Annotated in this window: 21 protein-coding genes; 14 read left to right on the top strand and 7 right to left on the bottom strand. The window is 46.1% G+C overall.

The window, feature by feature from the left end:
- Window positions 1-26: 26 nt before the first annotated feature.
- The gene (locus tag H9L42_RS14330; protein ID WP_187304095.1) at window positions 27-905 is read right to left on the bottom strand and encodes a LysR family transcriptional regulator; all 879 of its coding nucleotides are present in this window, start codon (window positions 903-905) and stop codon (window positions 27-29) included.
- A 153-nt stretch (window positions 906-1,058) separates the two neighbouring features.
- On the opposite strand from H9L42_RS14330, the gene H9L42_RS14335 reads away from it, so the two are divergent.
- From H9L42_RS14335 to H9L42_RS14345, 3 genes are all read left to right on the top strand, one after another.
- A complete protein-coding gene (locus H9L42_RS14335) occupies window positions 1,059-2,798 on the top strand; it encodes an ABC transporter ATP-binding protein (RefSeq protein WP_187304096.1) in 1,740 nt (579 codons plus the stop codon).
- Between the two features lie 20 nt (window positions 2,799-2,818).
- Window positions 2,819-4,702, top strand: a complete 1,884-nt coding sequence (locus tag H9L42_RS14340; protein WP_187304097.1) for an ABC transporter ATP-binding protein — start codon at window positions 2,819-2,821, stop codon at window positions 4,700-4,702.
- 99 nt (window positions 4,703-4,801) lie between these two features.
- Complete coding sequence (locus H9L42_RS14345) at window positions 4,802-5,383, top strand: Rpn family recombination-promoting nuclease/putative transposase (protein WP_187304098.1); 582 nt, start codon at window positions 4,802-4,804, stop codon at window positions 5,381-5,383.
- Between the two features lie 53 nt (window positions 5,384-5,436).
- Here H9L42_RS14345 and H9L42_RS14350 read toward each other — a convergent pair whose 3' ends face one another.
- Both H9L42_RS14350 and H9L42_RS14355 read right to left on the bottom strand, forming a co-directional pair.
- A complete protein-coding gene (locus H9L42_RS14350) occupies window positions 5,437-5,664 on the bottom strand; it encodes a hypothetical protein (RefSeq protein WP_187304099.1) in 228 nt (75 codons plus the stop codon).
- Window positions 5,665-5,755: 91 nt separating this feature from the next.
- A complete protein-coding gene (locus tag H9L42_RS14355) occupies window positions 5,756-7,447 on the bottom strand; it encodes a hypothetical protein (protein ID WP_187304100.1) in 1,692 nt (563 codons plus the stop codon).
- A gap of 223 nt (window positions 7,448-7,670) precedes the next feature.
- Between H9L42_RS14355 and H9L42_RS14360 the strand changes: the two genes are divergently transcribed.
- A complete protein-coding gene (locus H9L42_RS14360) occupies window positions 7,671-8,477 on the top strand; it encodes an undecaprenyl-diphosphate phosphatase (protein WP_187304101.1) in 807 nt (268 codons plus the stop codon).
- Between the two features lie 125 nt (window positions 8,478-8,602).
- On the opposite strand, the gene H9L42_RS14365 is transcribed toward H9L42_RS14360, so the two are convergent.
- Entirely contained in the window at window positions 8,603-9,025 is a 423-nt protein-coding gene (locus H9L42_RS14365) for a flavodoxin (protein WP_187304102.1), read from the bottom strand.
- A 28-nt stretch (window positions 9,026-9,053) separates the two neighbouring features.
- Window positions 9,054-9,605: a DUF3793 family protein gene (locus H9L42_RS14370; RefSeq protein ID WP_187304103.1), complete on the bottom strand. Its 552-nt coding sequence runs from the start codon at window positions 9,603-9,605 to the stop codon at window positions 9,054-9,056.
- A 291-nt stretch (window positions 9,606-9,896) separates the two neighbouring features.
- On the opposite strand from H9L42_RS14370, the gene metG reads away from it, so the two are divergent.
- Both metG and H9L42_RS14380 read left to right on the top strand, forming a co-directional pair.
- Window positions 9,897-11,834 carry a methionine--tRNA ligase gene (metG, locus tag H9L42_RS14375; RefSeq protein WP_187304104.1) on the top strand — a complete coding sequence of 646 codons (1,938 nt, stop codon included), beginning with the start codon at window positions 9,897-9,899 and terminating at the stop codon, window positions 11,832-11,834.
- Window positions 11,835-12,043: 209 nt separating this feature from the next.
- Window positions 12,044-13,258, top strand: coding sequence for an ATP-binding protein (locus tag H9L42_RS14380; protein WP_187304105.1), 1,215 nt, complete (start codon window positions 12,044-12,046; stop codon window positions 13,256-13,258).
- A gap of 27 nt (window positions 13,259-13,285) precedes the next feature.
- On the opposite strand, the gene H9L42_RS14385 is transcribed toward H9L42_RS14380, so the two are convergent.
- Both H9L42_RS14385 and H9L42_RS14390 read right to left on the bottom strand, forming a co-directional pair.
- Window positions 13,286-13,612: a branched-chain amino acid transporter permease gene (locus tag H9L42_RS14385; RefSeq protein WP_187304106.1), complete on the bottom strand. Its 327-nt coding sequence runs from the start codon at window positions 13,610-13,612 to the stop codon at window positions 13,286-13,288.
- A gap of 6 nt (window positions 13,613-13,618) precedes the next feature.
- On the bottom strand, window positions 13,619-14,308 hold the full coding sequence (locus H9L42_RS14390; protein ID WP_187304107.1) for an AzlC family ABC transporter permease: 690 nt from the start codon (window positions 14,306-14,308) through the stop codon (window positions 13,619-13,621).
- A gap of 130 nt (window positions 14,309-14,438) precedes the next feature.
- On the opposite strand from H9L42_RS14390, the gene H9L42_RS14395 reads away from it, so the two are divergent.
- The 8 genes from H9L42_RS14395 to H9L42_RS14430 all read left to right on the top strand — a co-directional run bounded on the left by H9L42_RS14395 (window position 14,439) and on the right by H9L42_RS14430 (window position 25,752).
- Window positions 14,439-14,981 (top strand): helix-turn-helix domain-containing protein, encoded by a 543-nt coding sequence (locus tag H9L42_RS14395; RefSeq protein ID WP_187304108.1) that lies wholly within the window; start codon window positions 14,439-14,441, stop codon window positions 14,979-14,981.
- A gap of 175 nt (window positions 14,982-15,156) precedes the next feature.
- Window positions 15,157-15,927 (top strand): hypothetical protein, encoded by a 771-nt coding sequence (locus H9L42_RS14400; protein WP_187304109.1) that lies wholly within the window; start codon window positions 15,157-15,159, stop codon window positions 15,925-15,927.
- Between the two features lie 605 nt (window positions 15,928-16,532).
- Window positions 16,533-17,921, top strand: a complete 1,389-nt coding sequence (locus H9L42_RS14405; protein ID WP_187304110.1) for a sigma-54 interaction domain-containing protein — start codon at window positions 16,533-16,535, stop codon at window positions 17,919-17,921.
- A gap of 280 nt (window positions 17,922-18,201) precedes the next feature.
- Window positions 18,202-19,827, top strand: a complete 1,626-nt coding sequence (locus tag H9L42_RS14410; protein WP_187304111.1) for an amidohydrolase — start codon at window positions 18,202-18,204, stop codon at window positions 19,825-19,827.
- A 15-nt stretch (window positions 19,828-19,842) separates the two neighbouring features.
- The gene (locus H9L42_RS14415) at window positions 19,843-21,231 is read left to right on the top strand and encodes a sigma-54 interaction domain-containing protein (RefSeq protein WP_187304112.1); all 1,389 of its coding nucleotides are present in this window, start codon (window positions 19,843-19,845) and stop codon (window positions 21,229-21,231) included.
- 277 nt (window positions 21,232-21,508) lie between these two features.
- Window positions 21,509-23,026 carry a BCCT family transporter gene (locus H9L42_RS14420; protein WP_187304113.1) on the top strand — a complete coding sequence of 506 codons (1,518 nt, stop codon included), beginning with the start codon at window positions 21,509-21,511 and terminating at the stop codon, window positions 23,024-23,026.
- Window positions 23,027-23,058: 32 nt separating this feature from the next.
- Window positions 23,059-24,126: an arginase family protein gene (locus tag H9L42_RS14425; RefSeq protein ID WP_187304114.1), complete on the top strand. Its 1,068-nt coding sequence runs from the start codon at window positions 23,059-23,061 to the stop codon at window positions 24,124-24,126.
- Window positions 24,127-24,165: 39 nt separating this feature from the next.
- Complete coding sequence (locus H9L42_RS14430; RefSeq protein ID WP_187304115.1) at window positions 24,166-25,752, top strand: zinc-binding metallopeptidase family protein; 1,587 nt, start codon at window positions 24,166-24,168, stop codon at window positions 25,750-25,752.
- Window positions 25,753-26,054: the final 302 nt, after the last annotated feature.

Here is a 26,054-nt window from a genome sequence, read left to right on the forward strand (position 1 = left end):
CCTTTTTTAACAGAAAGCTAAAGTGTTTACGGATTTTTCTCCTCAAGACAGGACTTCATAATCTGCCAAAATCGCTTGAAAAGCCAGCTGCGGTCTGTGTCCGAGTAATAGAGCCCAAAAGAAAAGGGCTTTTGATCGGTGAGGGGGATACAGCACAGCGTCTTCGTCGACATATTGGGAAGCGCGGGAAGCAGTGTATAACCAAGTTCCGCCTTGACTAAGGTCAGAACGCTTTCATAGCTGTCCCCGAAAAAACGCTCTTCCTCCGGAAAGGAAGAAGCGATTCTCAGCTGCAGCTGAAACAGGGACTGGGGAATCCGGTGGGATTCGCATAAAACGATGGGGCCATGCAGCTTGTCCGCTGTCAGAGACTGATATTGAGCCAAAGGGTGATTCCTGCTGCAGATACAGCAAATCGGGCTGGAAAAGAGATTGTGATACTGCAGGGAGTCGCTTTTATAGGTGTTCTTTGCGCCGAACATCACATCAATCTGCCCGGATTCCATAAGATTGGAAAGTATATCAAAAGGAACCAGACGGATGAAGGGCTGAAGCTGAGGGAATTCTTTTTTCAGCCTGCTTATGGGGCGGGGAAGGAGTTCCAGCTCTAACTGATTGTCACAGGCGATTTCAAGGGGGATCGGATCTGCCGAACTGTGGAGCCGATCTCTGGCAGAGGCGATAATCTTCAGAATCCGATCCGCGTCCGGGAAAAATCGCCGCCCCTCCGGCGTCAGGGATACGCTTTTGCTGGTACGGAGAAAAAGCTTGACTCCCAGTTCCTCTTCCAGAGAGCGAATCTGGTGACTGACCGCGGGCTGGGTAATTTTGATTTCTTCCGCGGCTTTTGAGAAATTCAGGTGCCGCCCTACCGCGAGGAAACATTCTAACTGAATGGTATTCATAGGCTCTCCTTGTTATAAAAAATATATATAATCATCTATAAGAATATGTTATAGATTATAACATATTTGAATTTTACAAACAACAAAATTGACGGTAGAATAGGTGCGTGAACAAAAAAGAGAGAAATTTACGGAATAAAGGGGGAATTAGAATTGAGGACAATTTTAAAGCAGCTCGGGAAGTACAAGCGAGATTCGATTCTGACTCTGTGCTACGCCGGGCTGGAAGCTGTGATGGAGGTAATCCTTCCGTTTACGACAGCTCTGATTATTGACAAGGGGCTTCAGGCCGGAGATATGGGGGCCGTATTCCGCTATGGACTACTCATGATTGTTATGGCGCTGTGCAGCCTGACCTGCGGGATACTGGCGGGAAAATACGCGGCCAGCGCGTCCGCGGGATTTGCCTGCAATCTGCGGCAGAATATGTACGAACGGATACAGGACTTTTCCTTTTCCAATATCGACAAGTTCAGCACCGCGGGGTTGGTTACCAGAATGACAACGGATATTACCAATGTACAGAACGCCTTTCAGATGTCTATCCGAATCGCGATAAGGGCGCCGCTGATGCTGGTTTTCAGTATGGTTATGTGTTTCTGGATCAATCGGACGCTGAGTCTGATTTTTCTGGTCGCGCTCTGTTTTCTGGCCGTTATGCTGTTCTTTCTCCTGGGAGGGGCTTCGAAAGTGTTCCGTCAGGTATTTGACAAGTATGACGATTTGAATGAGGATGTGCAGGAAAATGTTTCCGCCATTCGCGTGGTAAAGGCCTATGTGCGGGAGGATTTTGAAAACAAGAAGTTCACAAAAGCGACGCAGAACCTGTACCGGCTCTTTGTAAAGGCGGAAAGTCTGCTGGCGCTGAACGCGCCGTCTATGATGCTGGTGATCTACGGCTGTATTACGGCGGTTTCCTGGTTTGGCGCCAAGTTCATCGTAGCCGGAGATATGACGACCGGACAGATTACATCGCTGTTCAGTTATATCATGGGCGTTATGATGTCGCTGATGATGCTTTCCATGATTTTCGTTATGGTTTCCATGAGTTCGGCCAGTGTAAAGCGAATTTCGGAAGTGCTGAATGAAGTGCCGGAACTGCGAAATCCGGAAGAGCCGGTGATGGAACTGGCGGACGGCAGCATTGATTTCGATCATGTGGACTTTTCCTATCAGAAGGGTTCCGGTGAAGAGGTGCTTAAAGACATCGATCTTCATATTAAATCCGGAGAGACCATCGGAATTGTCGGAGGGACCGGGTCCGGAAAGACCAGCCTGGTGAACCTGATCAGCCGCCTTTACGACGCGACGGAAGGGGAAGTCCGCGTCGGCGGAAGAAATGTAAAAGATTATGATCTGGAAGCGCTGCGAAATCAGGTGGCGGTTGTGCTGCAGAAAAACGTTGTTTTTTCCGGCACCATTTTGGAAAACCTCCGCTGGGGAAAGGAGGACGCGACAGAGGAAGAATGCGTCGAAGCCTGCCGGGCGGCCTGCGCGGATGAGTTCATTGAAAAGATGCCGAAAAAATATGAAACGTATCTGGAGCGGGGCGGCGCCAATGTTTCCGGCGGGCAGAAGCAGAGACTCTGTATCGCGAGAGCTTTGTTAAAGCAGCCGAAGGTGCTGATTCTGGACGATTCTACCAGCGCCGTGGATACGGCGACAGACGCCAGAATCCGCAAGGCCTTCCGGGAAAAGATTCCGGGTACTACCAAGCTGATTATCGCTCAGCGGGTGTCCAGCGTGGAGGACGCAGATCGGATTCTGATTCTGGATGACGGGCATATTCTGGGATTTGACACACATGAAAACCTGCTGAAGAACAATGCGATTTACAGGGAAATCTATGAGTCGCAGATTAAAGGCGGCGGTGATTTCGACCAGGCAGGCTGATGAAAGGGGATTTGATATAGATGGAAGCAAGACCGGAAAAAATGAAAAAAAGTGACGTTTTGGGGATTTTCAAACGTCTGCTCGGATACATGATAAAGAATTACAAGTTTTCGTTTCTGCTGGTGGTAATCTGTATTCTCATTACTGCGGTGGCGACTATGCGGGGAATGCTCTTTGTGCAGTCTCTGGTGGATGACTACATCGTGCCGCTGATGCAGTCCGCTTCGCCGGACTTTTCGCTGCTGGCGAAGGCGCTTGTGGGAATCGCGATTATGTACATCATCGCCATTGTATCGACTTACGGGTACAACCGGATTATGGTCAATGTCAGTCAGGGAACAATGAAAAAGCTGCGTATCGAGCTTTTTACAAAAATGGAGTCCCTGCCGATCCGGTTTTTTGATACCCACGCCCATGGGGATATTATGTCGGTTTACACAAATGACGTGGATACGCTGCGCCAGCTTTTCAGCCAGAGCATCCCGCAGGTCATCAACTCGCTCGTGACCATGGCGGCAGCTTTTATTTCCATGCTGATGCTGGATGTGCCCCTGACGGTTCTGACGCTTGCTATGGCGGTCATTATGCTGATTGTAACGAAAAAGTTCTCTGCCCTTTCCGGGAAGTATTTTCAGCATCAGCAGCATGACCTGGGCGCGGTAGACGGGTATATTGAGGAAATGATGGACGGTCAGAAGGTGGTTAAGGTGTTCTGCCACGAAGAGCAGGCAGTGGAGGAATTCCGGAAGCTCAACGACAGGCTGAGGGACAGCGCGGACAAGGCAAACCGGTACGCGAATCTGATGATGCCGGTGAACGCCAATATCGGCAATCTCAGTTATGTGCTGTGCGCGGTTTTCGGAGCGCTGCTGGCTCTTTCCGGCGCAGCGGGAACGACGGTCGGAACGATTATCGCCTTTCTCGGATTGAACCGGAACTTTACTCAGCCGATTGCGCAGATCAGCCAGCAGATGACCTTTATCGTTATGGGACAGGCCGGCGCCAACCGGGTCTTTGAACTGCTGGATCAGGAGCCGGAGGAAGACCACGGTTATGTAACACTGGTCAACGCGAAGGAAGCAGAGGACGGAACTCTGACAGAGGCGGAAACCCGTACCGGAATCTGGGCGTGGAAACACCCGCATAAAGACGGTACGCTTACTTATGAAAAGCTGGAAGGAAGAGTGGTCATGGATGGCGTGGACTTTGGCTATGACGACGATAAAATGGTGCTTCACGATATTCGTCTGTACGCGGAGCCGGGTCAGAAGATCGCCTTTGTCGGCTCCACTGGGGCGGGAAAGACGACGATCACCAATCTCATCAACCGCTTTTATGATATTCAGGACGGGAAGATCCGCTACGATGGAATCAATATCACCAAGATCCGCAAGCCGGATTTAAGGCGCTCCCTCGGCATGGTACTGCAGGATACCCATCTGTTTACCGGAACCGTTATGGACAATATCCGCTACGGAAAGCTGGACGCGACCGATGAAGAGTGTATCGCGGCAGCAAAGCTTGCCAACGCGGACAGCTTTATTCACAGGCTGCCGGACGGCTACCAGACGGTTCTGACCGGCGACGGGGCTAATCTGAGCCAGGGGCAGAGACAGCTTTTAGCCATTGCCCGCGCCGCGGTTGCCGACCCGCCGGTACTGATTCTGGACGAAGCTACGTCGTCCATTGATACCCGAACGGAGAGTCTGATTCAGGCCGGTATGGACGCGCTGATGGAAGGACGGACCACCTTCGTCATCGCTCACAGACTGTCTACGGTAAAGAACTCCGACTGCATCATGGTCCTGGAACACGGACGCATTATCGAGCGGGGCAGCCATGAGGATCTGATCGCGGAAAAAGGAAAATATTATCAGCTCTATACCGGGAATTTCGCGGAATAAGGAGGCGGCTGCCTTCTAATTTCAGATTGAGCATTGACAGACCCCTTTAAATGTAATAATATTACAGTAAATATTATCCATTTAAAGGGGGGTTACTGTATGAAGAAAAAGGTACATAGAGAGCCGCTGACCAGCGACGTGATTTTCAATGGTAAACTGAAAAAAAGCATCGTAATCGTGATCCTGCGGGATACATATTTCCCCGAAAGCGAGCCTCCCCACAGTTGTTTTATGCTGAAAAGCAGAGAAACAGGGAAAATTTTGAGCGAGATGATGCAGCTTCACATTCTGGAATTGGGAAAGTATCAATGGGAAGAGAAGGAGGCGGAGGAACTGAACCCGCTGGAAGTGCTGAGCGCATATATGAGTTGCTCTGGAGATCCGGAAAGGGAAGCGTATGTGGAACGGCTGCTGGGGACTGGAGATGAGGTGATAGCCATGGCAGACAAAGAACTGAAGAAGGTCAGCGAAGATGGTCGACTGAGCGCGTACCGGATGTCAAAAGAGATGTATCAGATTGACCAGGCGATCCGCATGCGGACGGCAAAAGAGCAAGGCATAGAGCAAGGTCGAATCAAGGGGCGACTTGAAGTCGCGAAAAAAATGAAAGCCAGGGGCATGTCAGTGGAAGAAATTGCGGAGCTTACAGGGCTTAGTCCACAGGAAATTGAAAACCTTTGAACGCAGAAAAGGGTTGTCATTTAGTAACAGATTGAAATTTTTCGCGTTTGTTACTAACATTTCAAGGTTTTCAGGTCGTAAATCAGGCGGAGTCGCTTACTTGCAGGGAAAAAAGCGAAAGCGATCTCTGGAACACTGTAATTTTTAGAAACAAACGGAAAATCTCGCAAAGTGTTGATAAAGATAATGGGAACGAAGGGTTCCGTCTTCTGCATGATAAAAGAGGGGCTGCCGCATTGACGAGTAAAAGTCGTCAGAGCGGCAGCTTTTTTCTTGCACATAAAAACAACTCCCAAATGCCGGAACATCGGGAGCTGTTGGTGTGAAAAATGAAAGTCAAAGGGAAACCCTCTGCCGTTAACGGCAGAAGAACTAATTGTTTTCAATAAACTTCAGCAGCGCTTTTGCCGCGTCCTTTATATCGTCTCCCTCCGGGTTGAGGCCCAGATGGGTATAGACCTCGCCGATAAATACATTGTTCTTCTTGAGACATTGGAACATTTCCTCAATAATCGGCTCGCATTTGTCCTGCTCCTGCATCGGACCGAAGGGATTGGCAAAGTAGGTTTCCGAAAGCCCTGTTTCCTGGGTTGTGCCTTTAGCCATACGGATCCCCTTTACGAAGGTCTCTTTTGCCTCTCCCAGATCCTCGAACTGCCGCAGCCCCTGCTTGTCATCATAGTTGTTGGCATAGGCAAACAGATCAATTTTGTGGTTGCGCGTGATGAGAGAATAGGGAGCCGCGGGGGTGATAACCCTGGCGTTTGCCTGATCCGGATTGAAGAAAATAGAACGGTTGATATCCCGGTACGGCGCTCCCGGATCCAGATCGTCGAGGCGGACAAAGGCGCCGATTTCCGTTCCCTGAGCAACCGGTACGCCGTCTTCAATGTGGAAGGTGCCCATATCATCAAAGACGATTTCCAGCTTTTGTATTTTATCATTTCCAAGAGATTTCAAAGCCTCGATGGTTTCTGACTTGCCGGCGCCCGAATCGCCCATAAGACAGATCCCTTTACTCTTTCCGCTTTTCAGGATTACGTTGATAAAGGCTCCGTGAATCGGCAGCCAGCCCCGCTGCATCATAGCCACATTATGAAGGGTCAGCACCATCTTTTTCATATAGCCGAAATACTCGATTTTTTCACTTGATGATACGCTTCCAACCCAGAGATCTTCGTCCTGATCGTGATAGAAGGTACATTGTCCCTGTCCGTCCGGATTTCCAAAGAGGACGATTCCGTCCGGCTTTTGTGAAGCTTCCTCCGGCGTTGCCAGTTCAAAAAGGTTTGCGCAGGAGATCCCGTTCGCCATATAATCCCGGTGGAAACAAATAAAGAAGAGAAGCTCCCCCACTTTGGCCGGATAGCAAAAATATTCAGCAGGATCCCCACTGAAGGTAAAGGCCGGGTTTTTCAGTGTCTTTTCAAATAACCCTTCCCGTTTATTGGATTTCGGATGAAGGATCGTCGGCGTCCGCAGCATGACCGAATCAATGAACATGATTTCCTTTAAGAAATGGTATCGTTCGCTCAAATGGATACTGGAATTCATGTAGCACGCGATAGCGGCGTTGGTTCCTGCCGGCTGCTGGCGGAATATTTTATTGGGGTGGCCGCTCAGAGACTGTTCGATCTTGCGGAAGGTATTGCGGATCAGCTGGTTAAATTCCGAGTCCTGATTTACAAAGACCGTCGATTCCGTATCGCTGAGGCGATTGGTGGTAATCGAGTATCTTTGATGATCCTTCCAGTAATTAAAGATGCCCTCTACAAAGTTAAGGGCGTTGTCCGTGCCGTCCAGGTACGGGCTGCTGACCTCCTGTATATCGAAGACGAGAATCATTCTTCCCAGTCTGCACAGATCCTCCACGGCTTCCTTGTCGCTTTTTCCCGCGGCAGCCCACTCATAAAGATCGGTATCATGAGTCCGGAGATAATCCATATAACGCAGAGCAAAGGCTTTGAATTCTTCCGATTTTAAAAGTCCCGACTTTGTGTCCGGAAGCGCAAGATCAAAATTAAGAATCGCTACATTATCCGTAAGGTGAAATTTTTCTTTCATTTACATCCCTCCAATCCCTTAGATTCTGAAACTATTTTATCTTATGCCCATTTTACCACAAAGCCATGGGGCGGGGTTATAATTATTTGAGAAGACACCTTAAATCCTTCTTAAATTAGCGTGATTTTTTTGACAAACCTGTATATTTCCTATATCATATAGAGTTAGGACGCTGTGGAATTTACAGCTTGCAAGGATAAGAAAGAAGGAGTGTTTTGGCTAAATGGAGATGGAAATTATAAAAGCGATTATCCTCGGGATTGTTGAGGGAATTACAGAGTGGCTTCCCATCAGCAGTACCGGACATATGATTCTGGTAGATGAGTTTATCAAAATGGATGTTTCGCCGGAATTTATGGAAATGTTCCTGGTTGTCATCCAGCTTGGCGCGATTATGGCCGTTGTGGTGATCTATTGGAAGCGATTGATTCCTACGAATAGAGCGACATGGATTATGTGGCTGAAGATTATCGTAGCCTGCCTGCCGGCGGCGATTATCGGACTGCTGTTTGACGATGTGTTTAACGCCTTGTTCTACAATTATCAGACCGTAGCGATCATGCTGATTCTGGTCGGGGTGCTGTTCATTATTATTGAAAACAAAAATAAGCACGCCATTCCCAAGGTGGAAAGCATTGACGATTTGACCTACAAGCAGGCTCTGATTATTGGAATTTTCCAGCTAGTGGCGGCAATCTTTCCGGGGACATCCCGTTCCGGCGCCACGATTATGGGAGGGCTGATGATTGGCGTTTCCCGGACCGTAGCGGCGGAATTCACCTTTTTCCTGGCGATTCCGGTTATGTTCGGCGCCAGCCTTTTAAAACTGGTGAAATTCGGATTCCACTTTACAAGTGATGAGAGTCTGCTGCTGATTAACGGCCTGATTGTAGCGTTCCTCGTTTCCATTGTGGCGATCAAATTCCTGATGAGCTACATTAAAAAGCACGATTTCAAAGTCTTCGGCTGGTACCGGATTGTCCTGGGCGTCATCGTGCTGGGATACTTTGGAGTTAAGACCTTTCTGTAATGATAGGGTGGAATGGTGAGGAGCCCATGAACCTCAAAAAAAGGAGACAAGCGCCTGAGCTTCAGGCGCTTTTTTACATTTTATTATGGCTATGTACAACTGTAATTTATTTGCAAACTGGCTGGCTAGGCCAGGGATGCACCTAATTCCTTGCAGGATTCCAGACCCGCGTCATCCGGAGTTTCATTGACAATCAGCGGTTCAGCCGCAAAATTGAACCCCGCGTCGCGGCATTCGGCTTCCCAGTTCCGCATCCATTCCCCGTCGCCCCATCCATAGGATCCGAAGAGGGCGATTTTTTTCCCTGCGAGGGAACCTTTGCAGGCGTCCCACATAGGCTGAAACTCTTCTTCCTCCAGAACTTCCGCGCCCATGGAAGGACAGCCGAACGCGATTGCGTCAAATCCGGCCGCTTTATCCGGCGTGAATTCACTGGCTGTAAAAAGCTCGGCTTCCGCCCCGGCGCCTTTCGCGCCTTCGATAACGGCATGCGCCATAGCTTCTGTATTTCCTGTACCGCTCCAGTACACAACTGCTGCTTTGCTCATAATCAATACCTCGTCTTTCTTTCTATATTCAGGCGGAAACTGTCAGCTGACAGATGGTTTTTCCGCGGTTAAACAATTCGTGGTAAAGGCATCTGCACTTTTCAAATCTGGCGAAAAGTTTTTTTGCCTCACATTCGTTGCAGTATACTTTCCAGCATCCGCTGCAGCGACTGTTCTTTCCTTTGTTTTCAACAAAACCTATGACATCACCGAGAGGGTAGCCAAGAAACAGACCAATCTCGTGAGGAAATTCCAAGTGAGAAGATATCCGCATGCTGAGAAATTGCAGACAAATGTCGAGACGGTCCGTTTCGTAGCCATAGTTTGAAAGGAAGTCAAAAACACCCTGTCTTTTCAATTCTTCCTGAACCCGGTGCCCGCGGTAGACATAGATCAGAGCTTTATTCTCTGAAGCCCGCAAAACATGGATGGAAACGCCTTTTGGACGAAGCATCCGGCCGCAATGCTCAAGTTGCTGTTTTAAAAGTTTTATTGATGTGAAAGAGTAATTAAATATGTTGGCACTTTTTAACCCTGCCAGGGTTGGTGAGCAGTGCGCGACTAAATACTTTTCCAGCATAGAAACGCTGCCTCCTTGTTCAGAAAAAATTAGTTAGTATAGGCTAACCAATGAGGTAAAAAATAAGGGATGCGACATTTCCCTGTGTGGACATGTTTTTTTGTTTGGTTAGCTTTAACTAACCTGAGTATACTATGACGAACTATGTCTGTCAACTGTTTTTTAAAAATTTTTGAAAAAAAGTTTTCGCCTCAGCCGGACCATTCATTGACGATACTCGAAAACCGTGATATTCTAATGATTAGCAACGCTGCTTCCCATTCGAAGCCGCGCAGGAAAGGAATGATAAAAATGACACAAAGCAAAGGAAAATACTATATTACAACTCCGATTTACTATCCGAGTTCCAACCTTCATATAGGGCATACCTATTGTACGGTAATGGCAGACGCCATGGCGAGATTCAAGCGACTGGCCGGTTATGATGTCCGGTTCCTCACCGGTACGGACGAGCACGGGCAGAAGATTCAGACCATCGCCAAAGAACAGGGGGTAACTCCGCAGGAGTATGTAGATAAAATTGTAAGCGGCGTAAAAGAGCTGTGGAAGACTATGGAGATTTCCTACGATGATTTTATCCGTACCACAGAGCCGCGGCATGTAAAGCGGGTACAGCAGATCTTTATGCAGCTTTATGAAAAGGGTGATATTTATAAAGGCGAGTATGAAGGTATGTACTGTACGCCGTGCGAATCCTTCTGGACGGAAAGCCAGCTGGTGGACGGCAAGTGTCCGGACTGCGGCCGTCCGGTGGAGAAAGCAAAGGAAGAGGCGTACTTCTTCCGTCTTTCCAAATATCAGGACAGACTGCTGGATTTATTTGAAAACAACCCGGACTTCCTGCAGCCGGAAAGCCGGAGAAACGAAATGATTTCCTTCGTAAAGCAGGGGCTGGAGGATCTGTGCATCTCCCGTTCCACTTTTGACTGGGGAATCCCGGTGCCGATTGATGAAAAACACGTTATCTATGTGTGGCTGGACGCGCTGACAAACTATATTACCGCACTGGGCTATCCGGATGATCCGGAGCTTTACGAAAAGTACTGGCCGGTAGATGTGCATCTTGTGGGGAAAGAAATCGTGAGATTCCATACCATTATCTGGCCGGCAATGCTCATGTCCATGGAACTGCCGCTGCCAAAGCAGGTTCTGGGTCACGGCTGGCTGCTCCTGGAGGGCGGAAAAATGTCCAAATCCAAGGGAAATGTAGTGGATCCGGTAATGCTCATCGACCGCTATGGCATCGACGCGCTGAAATACTTCCTGCTCAGGGAGTACACCTTCGGACAGGACGGCGTGTTCACCAATGAGGTAATGCTCAAGAGAATGAACTACGATCTGGCTAATGACCTGGGGAATCTGGTTTCCAGAACCGTTTCCATGATCGAGAAATACAATGGCGGAATTGTTCCGGACGCCTGCGAGCCGGAAGACGCCACAGATAAAGATTTAAAAGCCATCGCCACTTCCGCGGGACATAAAGTGGAAGCCCATATGGATAAATTTGAATTCAATCTGGCGCTGGAAGAAATCTGGGTAGCTGTCAGACGGGCCAACAAATATATTGATGAGAACACGCCGTGGATTCTGGCGAAAAACGAAGCGGACAAGCCGCGCCTGGATACGGTGCTTCACAATCTGGCGGAGACCCTGCGCATTGTGTCGATTCTGATCTATCCGTTTATGCACTCAACTTCCAATGAAATCAGAAAACAGCTGGGTCTGTGGTACGCGGATGTAGCCTGGGAAGATGCCTTTACGTTTAATATGATGCAGGGCGAACAGGTTAAGAAGGGAGAGCCGATCTTCCCGAGACTGGACATTGAAAAAGAGCTGGAAGAACTGGAGGCTCTGAAAGGAACTCCTGCTGAGGATGAAAATGTTCCTCTGGAATTAAAGCCAGCCATTGAGTATGATGATTTTGCCAAACTGGATCTGCGGGTCGGCACAATTCTGTCCGCGGAAAAACATCCGAAAGCGGACAAGCTGCTGGTCTTCCAGGTGAAGATGGGTACGGAAAAACGGCAGATCATATCCGGCGTAGCGGAGTATTTCAAGCCGGAAGACTGTGTAGGAAAGAAAGTCACGGTTGTAGCAAACCTCAAGCCGAGAAAGCTGAGGGGGCTGGAGTCCAAAGGCATGATCCTTTTCGCGGATAATGTTGTAGATGGGAAGGAACGGGTGGAATTCGTGACGACCATCGCCGATGACGGGAATCCGGTGACATAAGATAGAAGACGATAGGGGCAAGACCCTGAATCAATCGGCATAGTTGGTATGATTTGTATCAATTATGCCGATTCTTGTTATATCTGTCAAATTAGAACGAAATCAAAATTTTATCAGTTATAACTGATAAAATTTTAATTTTAACCTTGTTTTTAAGATATAATTGTAGTATTCTGAGTGCGATCAACAGAAAGGAGGCTTTCCGATTTATGATTAAACGTGAACTATATATGCGCCGCATTCGTCCGTTTATTGATACGGATCTTATAAAGGTGATGACTGGCATTCGGCGCTGTGGAAAATCAGTCATGCTGGAGCTTATCAAGCAGGAACTCAAAGAATCCGGTATCAATCCGCAGCAGTTTATCTCTATCAACTTTGAGGACCTGAACTTTGCCCATTTGCAGACCGCAAAAGCCTTGCATGATGCGATTACGAAAAAAGCTTCTGAAATCGGCGGCAAGGTCTATCTTTTTTTTGACGAGATTCAGGAAGTGCGGGACTGGGAAAAATGTGTCAACTCTTTGCGTGTTTCTCTTGACTGTGATATTTATATCACGGGTTCAAATGCCAGGCTGCTGTCCGGTGAACTTGCGACCTATCTTGGAGGACGTTACGTAGAGTTTGTCATCTATCCATTCTCCTTTGCAGAGTTCATGGAACTTTATCGATCCGTTGTGCCGAACGAATCAATGCAGAAGTGCTTTCAGAAGTATCTTCTTCTTGGTGGTATGCCGTACCTCTCCAATATTAAGTACGCGGACGAGCCGTCAAAACAATATCTTCAAGATCTGTTCAGCTCCGTCCAGTTCAAGGACGTCATGAAGAGAAATAAGATACGTGATGTGGATTTGCTGGAACGCATCATCGCTTATGTTATGGCAAATGTGGGAAATACGTTTTCCGCAACTTCGATTGCCAGATTTCTCAAAAGCGAGCAGCATACAGTTGCGCCGGAGACAATTTTGAACTATATCAAATATTGCTGTGACGCATATCTGTTCTATCAGGTGAAGCGTGAAGATCTACAAGGGAAACAGATCCTTTCTTCTAACGAAAAATACTACATTGCGGATCATGGTATCCGTGAGGCCGTCTTTGGCGGCAATATGAAGAATATCAATCTTATTCTTGAGAATATGATTTATCTGGAAGCTTTGCGTCGGGGTTATCATGTTACCGTAGGTAAGGCAGGGGATAAAGAGATTGATTTCGTGTGTGACAAGCGTGGCGAAAAGTTGTATATTCAGGTAGCCTATTTGCTTGCATCCGACGAAACCATCAGCCGTGAGTTCGGCGCATACGATACTATCCGCGACAATTTCCCAAAGTATGTTGTTTCTTTAGATGAATTTGACATGAGCCGCAATGGGATCAAGCATTGCAATATCCGTGATTTTCTTTTGATGGAGGAATGGAACTAAAAAATATCACAGCACAGAAGCCCGCAATCAGGCAAAAAACTGCAAAAGAATCATATAACAGATCGTCCCGCCGGCGATGGAAAGCAGCATCTGGCGCTTCCATAAATGGAGAGCTCCTGTGGCAAGAATAGAAAGAAATTCGAAAAGCCCGTGATTTCCCTGCAGGAGGCTGACATCCCGAAGGCAATAGACGACCAGCATGCCAAAAACAGCAGACGGGAGAAATTTCCCAAGATACTGGACGAAATCAGGCGTTTTGCGGTTTTCACGAAATATGAGGAACGGGAGAAAACGTGTCGACATCGTTCCTACGACGCACAGGCCGATGGTGATCATTTGCTGCAAAAGTGTCATTTGACTTTAAACCTCCAATCGCGATAGTTTCTTTTTCAACAGGGTGAGAAGCCCGACGATGGCAGCCATAGCCGGAATCATAAAGGAATCCGCTCCAAAGAAGAACAGACATATCGCGGATACTGAAAGTCCGAGGAGAGAGGAAATATGATTTTTTTCTTTCAGCCATTGCTCCAGGAAAATAACGACAAACATGGCGGTCATAACAAAGCTGATGCCGGAAGTATCAAATTTAAGCAGAGCGCCGGCAAGGCCGCCGATTGTCGCGCCGGAAACCCAGTAAACATAATTAAGCAGCGTTACAAAGAAGAGGAACCAGCCTCTGTCCACATGTTCCGGAATCGCGGCGGTATAATTGATGGAAAAGGTTTCATCGCACATGCCGAAAATCAGAAAAAATTTTTTCCATCCCAGGCCCTTATATTTTTCCAACATTGAAATTCCATAAAACAAATGTCTTGCCTGAATTAAAAGCGTCATAATCAACACCTGAACCGGCGCGAAGGGGCTGAGCAGCATTTCTACCGCTATAAACTCCAGCGAACCGCCAAAGATGAGCGCGCTCATAATCATAGGATACACAAAGGAAAAGCCGGAAGCGCGCATATAGATGCCATACGCGAGGCCCAGAAACCAGAATCCGGAAAAAATAGGAATGGTATATGGAAATGCCGCTTTCAGCGCCTGATACCTCATAAAATCGCCTTCTTTCTTCTTGAAACTATAGTAAACATATTGTAAAATTAAATTTACAAGCAAGATTATAACACCGTTAATTATAATTTACAATATAGAAAATAAAGTTTGTCGAGAGGGATTTTGAAATATGGAAATCGGGAAAGTTATCGCCCATAATCTGAAAAAATTAAGAGAAGAGCGAAATCTCAGCCAGGGACAGCTGGCGGAACTGGCAGGCGTGAGCAAGGTGGTGGTTTCGCAGATTGAAAAGGGAGATTCCAATCCCACCATTAATACTATATGGAAGCTGACGGGAGCGCTGGAACTTCCGTATACGAGCCTTCTGGAAATGGAACGTGTAAAGCCGGTTCACATAAGAAAAGAGGATATATCGGAGCTGGTGGAAGACAAGTATCATATTTTCAGTTATTACCCCAAAAACGCGGAAAGAAATTTCGAGGTCTATCAGGTGGAAATGGAGAGCGGGTGTGAATATACTTCGATCGGACATTCCTCCAACAGTTATGAATATCTGATGCTGATGGAAGGAAAGGCTGCCGTGATTGTAAACGATTGTGAATATCAATTGGAAAAAGACGACGCCTTGTATTTTGACGCGTCCGTGCCTCACAGCTATGTTAATCGGGAGGAGCAGACCGCGAAAATCGTGATGCTGATTCAGTATCTTTGATTTCGCTTGGATGTGGATCTTACTTGGTGCTTTTCTCCGATGCTTTTTCCTTGGGAGGCGAACGTTTTCTCTGCAACAGGAAGGAGCCCCAGAAGGATAGGAAAAGGCTATTTATAACGGTATAATATGGTATAATAAAGTTAATTATGGCATGCAAATATTTAAGGAGGTAAACATGAAAAAAGGAACAAATATACTGCTTTCTGCATTACTGATTTTTACACTTGTCTTTACTTCGTCCAGTGTTGTTTTTGCGGAAAGCGGTCAAAGCGGAAGATCCCAAACCGTTTATAATAACAAGCCGATTTCAATCGAATTGGACAAGGGACAGGATTACTATTTCAAATTCAGGGCTGTAAAGAACGGATATCTGAAATTAGAGTCTTATAACTACTACGGCTATACCTATGGGAACGCTACCCTGTGCAACAGCAAGAAAAAAGCGATTTCCAGCCCAACCAATCTCCAGTATAGTCCTACGTTTGGTGTAAAAAAAGGAAAAACGTATTATATTAAGGTGGTTCCAGCCGAGAATCATGACGTCGCGCATACCTTTACCGTAATCAATAAGGCGATCCGCGAAAAGAGCGGGAAAAAGAAATCCAAAGCGGTTCTTCTGAAAAAGAACAAACAAAAACAGGGCACGATCGTAGCCGGTGAAAAGAGAACCGACTGGTATCGATTCCGGGTGACGAAAAAGTCGAAAAAACATGAGCTTGCCATAAAAGGCGCGACCAATAATAAAATTAAGGTTGTAATTTACAGAGGGAACAAGCGCATGCGCTTTGCAGGAGAGAGACAGCCCCTGGTGCTTAACGCCATAAGGAGTAACAGTTCAAACACTACATTCATAACGGGTGATAACTGGAAGAAGGGTACATACTATGTTAAAGTTTACAGAGGTACTTCCAAATCTTCCGGTTGGTATTCTCTGAAATGGCGCTGACTAATTTCAGGCAGAGGATTGTCAACCGAATTTGAAAATGTATCAAAAAAAGAGAAACATGAGCACCGAAAAACGGTGCTTTTGTTGTGATCTGCCAGGGATACACAGAATTAATAGAAGTCAAGTACCATATTTTCAGCTATTACTCAAAAAACGTGAAAATCGTGATGTTGATTCAGTATCTTTGATTTCGCTTGGATGTAGGCTCTTGCCCGGTGATTTTTCCTCAGAAAGGCGAACAATTTCTAAAAAATTGAAAGATGTTTGCGGGGAATCGCCGCGGAGGGATATTTAGGGCGAACATATTAGAAGGATGAGATAGTTTGTTTGCCCAAAACAGGCCCAATCGCTAAATTTTCATTCTCAGATCACAATATTTGGAAAAAATGTGCAACTAAACGATAAAAATGTTCTTCTTTGTTCGCGGATGAGGTGAGCCGGGCAGGTTTCGAAAAGCTTTCGGGCAAACAAAAGCCAGAAAATATAGCAGATGTTCGCCTCATGTATAATCCTTTTGAAAAATTGAATTTTCCCAATTCTCATGATACACTAAAGGACATAGTGACGATATCAGATGGGATACCGAACAGGAAGAGGAGTAGTCAATGGATAAAACGATGACATTTTTCAGTGATTTATTTCGTGCAGCCTATTTTTCCGGTATTATCATGACCGATGATAGGGGAAACATCATATATGTTGATGAAGGATTTGAAACAAAATACGGACAATCCCCCGATGATTTGATGGGAAAATCTGTATTTGAACTGGAAAAGCAAGGGGTATTCCGTCCATCCTCTGCCGCACTTGTTCTTAAAACCGGAAAAGAGGTTAATTTAATCCAGACAATCGCAGGGACACAGAAAGTAGTCGTATCGGCATTTCCCATTTATGGAGAAGGCAGGACGATCTCCAGTGTGATTACATTTACCAGAAATCTTGAGGAATACATTAAAACAAAAGAGCTCTATGAAGAAATGGCGTTAAAGATTCATCGCTATGAAAAAGCAATGGATGAGATGAAATATGAAGCAATTGTTATTGATCAGTTTCATACAAAAAATAGGGACTTTCAGCAAACATTAAAGGCGCTGCAGCGCGCGGCAAGATATCCGCTCAATATTTTGCTGCTTGGAGAAACTGGAGTCGGGAAAACGCTGCTCGCGAAAAAAATTCATAAGATGAGCGATTATCGGGATGGGGATTTTGTAGAAATTAACTGCGGCGCACTGCCAGAAGCTCTGATTGAATCGGAACTTTTTGGATATGAGAAGGGTTCGTTCACAGGGGCGGATGATCATGGAAAGAAAGGGATTTTTGAGATTGCGAATCAAGGGACTCTGTTTTTAGATGAAATTTCGGAACTGCCGCTTGTATCTCAGGCAAAACTGCTCAAAGTGCTGGAGGATGGAGAATTCCGAAGAATTGGAGGAACCCAGGCTCGAAAAGCAGACTGCAGAATTATTGCGGCGACGAATAAGAATCTGGACGAAGAAGTAGAAAAAGGAACATTTCGCCAGGATTTATATTATCGACTGAACACCACTATGTTTACACTGCCGCCGCTCAGAGCGCGACGGGAAGATATTATTCCGCTTTGCAATGATTTTCTTGATAAGGCAAAAGAACGCTTTGGACTTGAACGAGTGTTGGACAGGGAAGTCATGCGTATATTAACGGAATATAACTGGCCGGGAAATGTAAGGGAGTTGGAAAATGCAGTTTTTCACATGGCAGTTACATCAGAAGAACGAGTTATTACCAGTACCTGCGTTCCAGACGAAATTTTGAAAGCTATCGAAACCCAGGCTGTTCAGGAAAAACAGGTGTCGGATCTGCAGCTCGCGCTGGAAGAATTTGAAGGAGACATTATCCGAACGGCTTTTGCAAAGTATGGATCTTCCGTAAAGGTTGCTGCCGCATTAAACATCAGTCAATCAACTGCGGCGCGCAAAATTAAAAAATATCTGAATGAAGTACCTGCTCAGGATTGACTAGGCTATTCTTAAAAAAACGATTCTAATTATTGAAAACAAACGATTTTTCTTCCATACCCAAATCTGACGGCTCTGTTAAAAATGACAGTACAATAGACAGAGCCTTTTTTGTGTGTAAAATTATTTGATTTTTTTGAAAACGTTCAAAATACTACGCACGGGGGCAGTCAATCTAAGGATGGGTATCTTTGGCACATTTTTTGCTTTATCAATATAATAAGTCGCGACACACTTCTAAAAGGTAAAATTGAGAGTGGATAAGAAAAAAGGAGATAAGATGAACAGAATTTTTACAGGCGGAACAATACTTACTATGGCGGATGATAAGCAAGTAGAAGCGGTTTATGTGGAAGACAATATCATAAAAGCCAAAGGAAGTCTGGAAGACTGCAAAAAGGTGGCCAGATGGTATGAAATCGTTGATTTGAAAGGGAAATGCATGACTCCGGGATTTGTGGATACGCACACTCATCCTATGATGATTGGAATGTGCCGAATTTGGGCGGATCTGGATTTCCCGAAGGTTGCCTGCATCGATGATTTGGTGCGCGTACTGAAAGAACATGCCGAGACGATTCCGGAAGAGGAATCCATCTGTGGATATGGGTTTGATCAGAGAATGTTTAAGGAAAAAGTTCACCCAACGGCCAAAGATTTGGATCGGGTGTCTACCGACAGATTTGTACAGATCATGCATGCCAGCGGTCATTGTAATGTAGTAAACACAAAATTACTTCGGGCAATCGGAGTACAGGATGACACGCCGGATCCTCCAGGAGGAGCTTTTGGGCGGGATCATGACGGAAAACCGAACGGTCAGCTCTTTGACAGCGCCAACGACTTGCTTTCCGGAATTCATGGCGTTCGCCCGCAAAACCACGGTCCGAATATTCATATGCCGGGAACCGAAGAGAATCTGATGAAGCGGTTTGAAGTGGGGCAGGAATTTTTCGTAAGGGCAGGAATCACGACTGTAAACGAAGTTCAGCTGACAAAACAGGAACTGAACACCTATCTGAGAGCCAGAGATCAGGGGAAACTGCGGATGCGTATGGAAATGTCCTTCCTGTCCAATTATCTGGACGAGGTAATCGATCTTGGCTTTAATAGTGATTTTGGGGATAACTGGTTGTCCATTGGGTCTATTAAATTCTATTCTGACGCATCCTTGCTTTCGGGGACGGCGAATGTAAGTACCGGATATCTGGACAGCGAAAGAAATAAAGGCTACAATTACCATGAACCGGAAGAAATGATTGAAATTCTGGTAAAAGCTCACAAAAATCGGCTGCATACGCTGACTCACGCGTGTGGTGACGGCGCAGTAGATCCGATTATTGACGCGATTGAAAAAGCCCAGGCAGAAGATCCATGGCCTGAAGCAATTCACAGAGTAGAACACGCGGGCCTTGTAACAGAAGAACAGGCTATCCGCATGGGGAAAGTCGGTATGATTCCAAGCACACAACCGGAATTCCTGTACCTTTACGGCGATGGCGTTGTAAACGGCGTGGGATCGGAAAAGGGCGAAGAGTTTATGCCGATGGCAAGATTCAAGAAATACTGCCCGTACTTTACCCTGTCTTCCGATGCTCCGGTAACTACGCCGAATCCGATGGAGTCGATAAGCACGGCAGTCAGCAGAAAGACCAACTTAGGGACTGTGATGTGTCCGGAACAGGCAATTACTGTGGAAGATGGACTGAAAGGGTATACGATCTACGGCGCCAGAGCGCTGAGACGAGACCATATCTGCGGCTCCATTGAAGTTGGAAAACTGGCGGATTTCGCAGTGCTTAGCGAATCGCCTTTGGATATTCCAATAGAGGAAATTGAAAAAATGCGTGAAATTACCGTTGATGAAACCTGGCTGGACGGCGAGAAAATTTACGAACGCAAATAATGTGAGGATAAAAGTATGAAACCACCGACTCTTTTCAGTGAAGATTGGAAATCGTTTCTGGAGATGTCCTATGACGGGATTGTCATTGCAAACCATGAGGGAAGGATTGTGTACATGAATCCGGCTGCGGAGCGGTTAGAAGAAGTAAAAAAAGAGGAAATTCTGGGAAGAATGGCAAAGGAACTGGAAGAAGAAGGAATCTACCGTGTTTCGGTTACCGTTAAAGTGTTTCAATCGGGGAAGAAAGAAACCTGCATGGATATCAAAGGCGGACGACAGCTGCTGCTGACGGGAATTCCTGTTTTTGAAGGTGACGCGATCAAATGGGTCTATGTCAATGAACGCGATATCACAGAATTGATGAAAATGCGTGAAGACGAAAAACATATGCGCGAGCAGGTAAAGCACTACAAAGAAGAACTGGATCGGATTACTGCCTCTGAAAAGCAGGGTTTGGTTATTGCGAAAAGTCCCAAAATGAAGCAGAATATGGAGCTGCTCAAACGGCTTGCGCCTACAGAAACTTCCATTCTGATTGAAGGAGAGTCCGGAGTCGGTAAAGACGTCTTCGCACGGTGGATTCATGACAACAGCATGCGTGCAGAGCTGTCCTATGTGAAAATTGACTGCGGGGCGATTTCGGAAAACCTGTTGGAGTCAGAACTGTTTGGATATGAGGAAGGAGCCTTTACTGGAGCCAGAAAACAAGGGAAAAAAGGACTGGTAGAAGAAGCGAACGGTGGAACACTGTTCCTTGATGAAATCGGGGAACTGCCTCTGAACCTGCAGACAAAAATGCTGAGACTGGTGCAGGAAAAGGTGTTCCTTCCTGTAGGAAGCACGACAGAAAAGATGGTCGATATCCGGATTATTGCGGCGACCAATAAGAACTTGAAAGAAATGGTCTTAAAGGGAAAGTTTCGTCAGGATCTTTATTACAGGCTGAATGTGATTCCAATCAAACTGCCGCCCCTGCGAGAGCGAAAAGAGGATGTTTTTGAATTTGTACAGTATTTTCTGAAGGTCTATAATCGGAAACACGGCTATCGAAAACGTCTGTCCCCGGAAGCGGTCCATATCTTATGTGATTATGAATGGCCGGGAAATGTCAGGGAACTGTCAAATATTATGGAGCGGCTGGTGGTGGTTACGCCAAGTCCCGTAATTGGGGAAGATGATGTGCTTCTTGCCATTCCGGATTATCAGGCGATAAAGCTTCAGAGGGCTGATATGATTGAAAAAGGGATGACACATCAATCTGCGATGGAGGCCTTCGAAGAAACGTATTTCCGCTATATTATGGAGAAGGGGCTGACATTGAAAAAAACAGCGGATTTGATAGGGTTGTCCGAAAGCACTTTAAAACGAAAGCTGAAAAAATATGGACTGCGTCCAAGAGATTAGTTCAAAATTGACACAATGGTTCAACTTTGAACTAATCAGATAAAAACCGAATTTACAACGAATTTCGTAAATTCGGTTTTTGATTACCGTGGGAAAGGTGCAAATTTGACCCCTCTTTTAAAGGAAGAGAAGGATTTGTACTGAGAAAGGACCGGGAAATGTTGAAAAAAGCACGTTTTTTAAGTTGGCACAATTGTTGCGTTTTAATAAGAGTGTAAAGATGCATCATCGTTTATAAGGTAAAATTTTATCAAACATTGAGTAAAAGGAGGATTCTATGGAAAACAATTTGAACAAAAAACAAAAAGCCATAACAGATGTTCCTGTCGCGGCAGCTTGTATCATTATCGTTGCTGTTTTCGTTGCACTTGTATGTATTTTTCAAGAAGCGACATTGGACATAGTTGGAAATATTTTCAATGCTGTTATCGCTGTTGCGGCTGAACCGATTCTTTGGTTTGTACTGCTCTCTTTGGCCGTATGCCTTTATATTGCGCTCAGCAAACACGGAAATGTAAAGCTGGGAGAAGGAGAACCGCAGTATTCCATGTTTAGTTATCTCGGCATGATGCTCTGCGCGTCCCTGGCAGCGACAGCCGCGTTCTATTCCTTTATTGAATGGTCTTATTATTATGAAAGCCCGGCTTTTGGAATTGAACCTTATTCCGAAGAAGCGGCGGAATGGTCGATTACCTACGCCTTCTTCCACTGGGGATTCAGCTGTGAATCGATTTTCGCTCTGGCAGCCATTCCGATGGCATATGGATATTATGTGAGAAAGATCGACTCCCTTCGTATTAGTAAAATTTGCGGAGCAATGATGGGGAACTTTAAGTATAGAGGGCCTCTGGAAAAAGTGATTGACGCTCTTACGATTATCAGTATTGTAGGCGGCCTGGGCGTATCTCTGGGACTGGGACTTCCTCTGGTTACCGCGGGAATCTGTAAGATTTTCGGACTTCAGGCGAGTTTTCTGCTCAACCTGGTCGTTCTGCTGATTATGGCAGCGATCTTTACCATCAGTTCTATTGTCGGAATTGATCGCGGCATGAAGAAGCTCAGCGATTGGACGTTGTATTCCGCGATTTTCCTGATTGCCTTTGTATTCATTTTAGGCCCTACAGAATTCATCTGGAGTGAACTGACTTACAGCTTTGGAAAAATGATTCAGCACTTCCCGGAAATGAGTTTATATACAGATCCCGTCAGAGCCTCCGGATTTGCGGATATCAATACCATCTTCGTATTTGCTTTGGCGCTGACCTATGCAGGCATGATGGGAATTTTTATTACAAAAATTTCCAAAGGAAGGACGCTGCGGGAAATGATTCTGACCGAAGTTGTAGGACTGACAATGGGCGTTATGATTCTGTTCGGAGTCAATGGTGCCTTTGGGCTTCATTCCGAACTGACTGGTGCATTTGAACTGACAAAAGCGGCAGATGAACAGGCAGGCGTTATGGATTTGCTTGGCGTACTTCCGCTCGGAGAATTGTTCCTGCCAATTGTATATACCCTTGTTATTATCGGTATGCTGACGACTTCTCTGGATTCCGCGTCCTTCACCCTGGCAACTTCATCAAGCAAACAGTTGGACGCAAACGGCAACCCATCTACAAAGCTGAGAATTGTATGGTGCGCGATGCTGACGCTGATCCCGCTGTCCATCATATTTGTAGGCGGGGAATTCACAACGATCCGCTACCTGTGCATTATTTTGTCCATTCCGTTTGTCCTGATTCTGGTTGGAATGTACATTGGACTGTTTAAATGGTTTAAAGAGGACGGAAATTAAAAACATTTTATATATCAAAAAGGAGGTTTAAAATGAACAAGCAGGAAAGAATGGAAAAGTACAGAAAAATGGTAGAAGGCAAAGGTCTGTGGGAGGTCGATCATCCGGATGTAAGAGCCTTTTACGAAAGAGCTGAGGCGGAAGGTGTGGAACTGGTAAGCAATAATGTACCGCACCTGGGACTTTTCCGGGCACCTTACAGCCAGAACCTGGACGGAGTTGATATTGTGATTATCGGTCTGCCTATGGATATCGGTGTGCCAAACCCGAGACCGGGTACAAGAAACGCGCCAAGAGCTGTCCGTTTCTGGGGCCTTGACAGAAATATGGTAAACTATGCCAATAATCTCTGCCCCTTCGACATCTGCAATATCGTAGATTACGGCGATCTGGAATTCATGGATAATCCTTATGATCTGACATCAAATCTGAATGAGATTTCCAGACTCTACGGGGAATTTAAAGACAGAAATATTGTTCCACTGACAATTGGCGGTGAACATACCTGTACCTTCGCGACATTGAGAGGACTTGGCAAAGATGAACCTCTGGCAGTTGTCCATCTGGATGCTCATGGAGATACAAGCGTTGGCTTCCAGGGAAGTGAAGTCAGCGACGCGTCACTGTTCCAGAATGCGGCATGCGGCGGGTACATCCTGCCGGAGAAGATGGTTCAGGTTGGACAGAGAGGACGTGGAATTATCCGTTGTGACTTCTCTACCAACAGTGGAATGAGAAGAATTATGGCGGACGAGGCTCAAGAAAAAGGAATGGATTATGTAGTAAGTGAAATCAAGCGGGTTGTAGGCGACCATCCATGCTACTTAACGATTGATACTGACTGCCTTGACTGTGGAGAAATGCCGGGAACAACACTTCCGGAGCCATTCGGACTTTTCGGACGGGAAGTAAGAGATATCATTCGCGGCATGTATGGCATGAACCTCGTTGGGGCCGATATTATGGAACTGAGTCCTGATTTTGATCAGACCGGTAAGTCCGCGTGCCTGGCAGCAGGACTGGCGTTTGAAATGATGTGTCTGCTGGCGGAAAGCAAGGCAAGACAGAATGGAGAAAAACATCAGACACATTGGAAATAAGGGAGTGTTGTAGTAACTGAAAGAGAAAGGAGTGAAACTATGGTAGAAGAAAGAAAGCAATTTATTATGGATTGGATTGCGCAGAGGGAAAAACAGTTTTCAGAATGGCACCAAATCATTTGGGACTACGGAGAAACCGCCTTTCGTGAGTATCGTTCTTCAAAGTGGTATGTAGAGAAACTGAAAGAGGAAGGTTTTGAAGTAGAAGAGGGAAGTGCGGGAATGCCGACTGCATTTTGCGCAACCTGGAAAAATGGCGATGGTCCGGTGATCGGTGGATATGCAGAATATGACGGCATTCCGGGGAACTGTCAGGCTGCAGATACCGTACAGAGACCACGGGACGGACTCTCTCCTCTGGCAGGAGGGCATACGGATCCGCATTCCATCCTGGGAATGAGCAGTTTTGGCGGATTCCTGGCAGCAAAAGCTGCAATGGAAAAGTATGACATCAAAGGAACGTTGAAATTCTTTGGTGAACCGGCGGAAAAACTGAGAGCTTCAAAACCAATTCACGCGGCTGCTGGATATTATGATGATTTGGATGCGGCGTTCAGCTTCCATCCATTCTATATGCTGCCTTTGTGTAATACGACAAGATGGAATACACACTGCGGCGCGGGCTACGGAGTGATGTACACGTTCCGCTGCGATAATCCGGAAACCTGGATCTCTTCTCCGGATGATTCTCCGATTCCGGCGTCCCACTCCGCGACCAGATGCCCGGGCGCAACAGATGCAGTGCTTCAGATGTATACAACATCGAAGATGTTCAAAGAACATATGATTTCCAATAATGTGGGATGGTCAATGAATGAAACCATTACAACTGTAGGGCAGGCGACAGCGGATAATATCCCGGCGCAGATTGGACAGATTCATTATATGATTCGAGTACCGGATGTAGATATGGCTGAGACTGTCGTTCGCATTCTGGACCAGTGCGCAGAAGCGGCGGCTCTGGCCACCCACTGCACATGGCAGAAAGACTGGATCGCCAAATCCAGACCAGGTCTTGCGAATCATGTAATGGCAGATCTGACCTATAAAAACCTCGAAATTGCGGGACCTCCTGTTTACAGCGAGGCAGCCAGAGAAAAAGCGAGGGAGATTCAGAAAAATCTCGGATATGAACCAATGGAAGATCCATTCATTGATGAAATTCAGAACCTCATTACACCGCAGGAATGCGAAGAAAAACTGAGAAAAGTGCTGCCTGAATGGCAGGAACACTTTACATCGGATGATTATACGGAATTCTGCTGGCATGCGCCGACAGTACGCATGTATATAGGACGACCGGCATTAAGACCGCCGAAACCGGGAGTGGCATATCCAGCGTGGGTTATGAACGCTCTTGGAGGTATTCCGGAATGTATTGATCCGACCTTTGTTACCGCATCAAAAACAATCGGAATGACAATTCTGGATCTGTTAACAAAACCGGATCTTCTGCAGGCTGCGAAAGATGAGTTCAATGAACGAACTGGCGGAGGCGTAGGAGGAAGCAAATGGATTCCTTGCCTTTGTGATTACAAACCGCCGATTGACTTCAGGTGGCCGGAATACATCACTACAGCGAGAGGGGAAAATCAGTGGTGGATCCCTGCGGAGGGAGATAAATAAATTCCAAATGGGATATATAGCCTGACAGATTTTGCAGGACTGCGATCCGGAAAGGAGGAATCCTTCGGATACAGTCCTGCGTTTCCGTTTTTTAGGGTGCATCCGCGATAGTGTAAAATAATTGTGGAATTTTTGAGAGAGAAATAAAAAGAGACAGTTCCAAAATGATAAAATAGTTTTCACCACAAAAACTCACGAAAGGAACTGGTCTCTTATGGAAACAATTATACAACAAATCGCAAAAAAACTCATCAACAAAATATTGGAGAAAGCATATTCCGGAGGGATTTCCGATATCGATG

It is taken from the genome of Zhenpiania hominis (genome assembly GCF_014333425.1).
Lineage (GTDB): Bacteria > Bacillota > Clostridia > Peptostreptococcales > Anaerovoracaceae > Hominibacterium > Hominibacterium hominis.

What these genes read in the sequence shown, in the direction of transcription:
- H9L42_RS14330 (WP_187304095.1), bottom strand. Translation starts at nt 905, where the DNA reads ATGAATACCATTCAGTTAGAATGTTTCCTCGCGGTAGGGCGGCACCTG.
- H9L42_RS14340 (WP_187304097.1), top strand. Translation starts at nt 2,819, where the DNA reads ATGGAAGCAAGACCGGAAAAAATGAAAAAAAGTGACGTTTTGGGGATT.
- H9L42_RS14345 (WP_187304098.1), top strand. Translation starts at nt 4,802, where the DNA reads ATGAAGAAAAAGGTACATAGAGAGCCGCTGACCAGCGACGTGATTTTC.
- H9L42_RS14350 (WP_187304099.1), bottom strand. Translation starts at nt 5,664, where the DNA reads ATGTGCAAGAAAAAAGCTGCCGCTCTGACGACTTTTACTCGTCAATGC.
- H9L42_RS14355 (WP_187304100.1), bottom strand. Translation starts at nt 7,447, where the DNA reads ATGAAAGAAAAATTTCACCTTACGGATAATGTAGCGATTCTTAATTTT.
- H9L42_RS14360 (WP_187304101.1), top strand. Translation starts at nt 7,671, where the DNA reads ATGGAGATGGAAATTATAAAAGCGATTATCCTCGGGATTGTTGAGGGA.
- H9L42_RS14365 (WP_187304102.1), bottom strand. Translation starts at nt 9,025, where the DNA reads ATGAGCAAAGCAGCAGTTGTGTACTGGAGCGGTACAGGAAATACAGAA.
- H9L42_RS14370 (WP_187304103.1), bottom strand. Translation starts at nt 9,605, where the DNA reads ATGCTGGAAAAGTATTTAGTCGCGCACTGCTCACCAACCCTGGCAGGG.
- metG (WP_187304104.1), top strand. Translation starts at nt 9,897, where the DNA reads ATGACACAAAGCAAAGGAAAATACTATATTACAACTCCGATTTACTAT.
- H9L42_RS14380 (WP_187304105.1), top strand. Translation starts at nt 12,044, where the DNA reads ATGATTAAACGTGAACTATATATGCGCCGCATTCGTCCGTTTATTGAT.
- H9L42_RS14385 (WP_187304106.1), bottom strand. Translation starts at nt 13,612, where the DNA reads ATGACACTTTTGCAGCAAATGATCACCATCGGCCTGTGCGTCGTAGGA.
- H9L42_RS14390 (WP_187304107.1), bottom strand. Translation starts at nt 14,308, where the DNA reads ATGAGGTATCAGGCGCTGAAAGCGGCATTTCCATATACCATTCCTATT.
- H9L42_RS14395 (WP_187304108.1), top strand. Translation starts at nt 14,439, where the DNA reads ATGGAAATCGGGAAAGTTATCGCCCATAATCTGAAAAAATTAAGAGAA.
- H9L42_RS14400 (WP_187304109.1), top strand. Translation starts at nt 15,157, where the DNA reads ATGAAAAAAGGAACAAATATACTGCTTTCTGCATTACTGATTTTTACA.
- H9L42_RS14405 (WP_187304110.1), top strand. Translation starts at nt 16,533, where the DNA reads ATGGATAAAACGATGACATTTTTCAGTGATTTATTTCGTGCAGCCTAT.
- H9L42_RS14410 (WP_187304111.1), top strand. Translation starts at nt 18,202, where the DNA reads ATGAACAGAATTTTTACAGGCGGAACAATACTTACTATGGCGGATGAT.
- H9L42_RS14415 (WP_187304112.1), top strand. Translation starts at nt 19,843, where the DNA reads ATGAAACCACCGACTCTTTTCAGTGAAGATTGGAAATCGTTTCTGGAG.
- H9L42_RS14420 (WP_187304113.1), top strand. Translation starts at nt 21,509, where the DNA reads ATGGAAAACAATTTGAACAAAAAACAAAAAGCCATAACAGATGTTCCT.
- H9L42_RS14425 (WP_187304114.1), top strand. Translation starts at nt 23,059, where the DNA reads ATGAACAAGCAGGAAAGAATGGAAAAGTACAGAAAAATGGTAGAAGGC.
- H9L42_RS14430 (WP_187304115.1), top strand. Translation starts at nt 24,166, where the DNA reads ATGGTAGAAGAAAGAAAGCAATTTATTATGGATTGGATTGCGCAGAGG.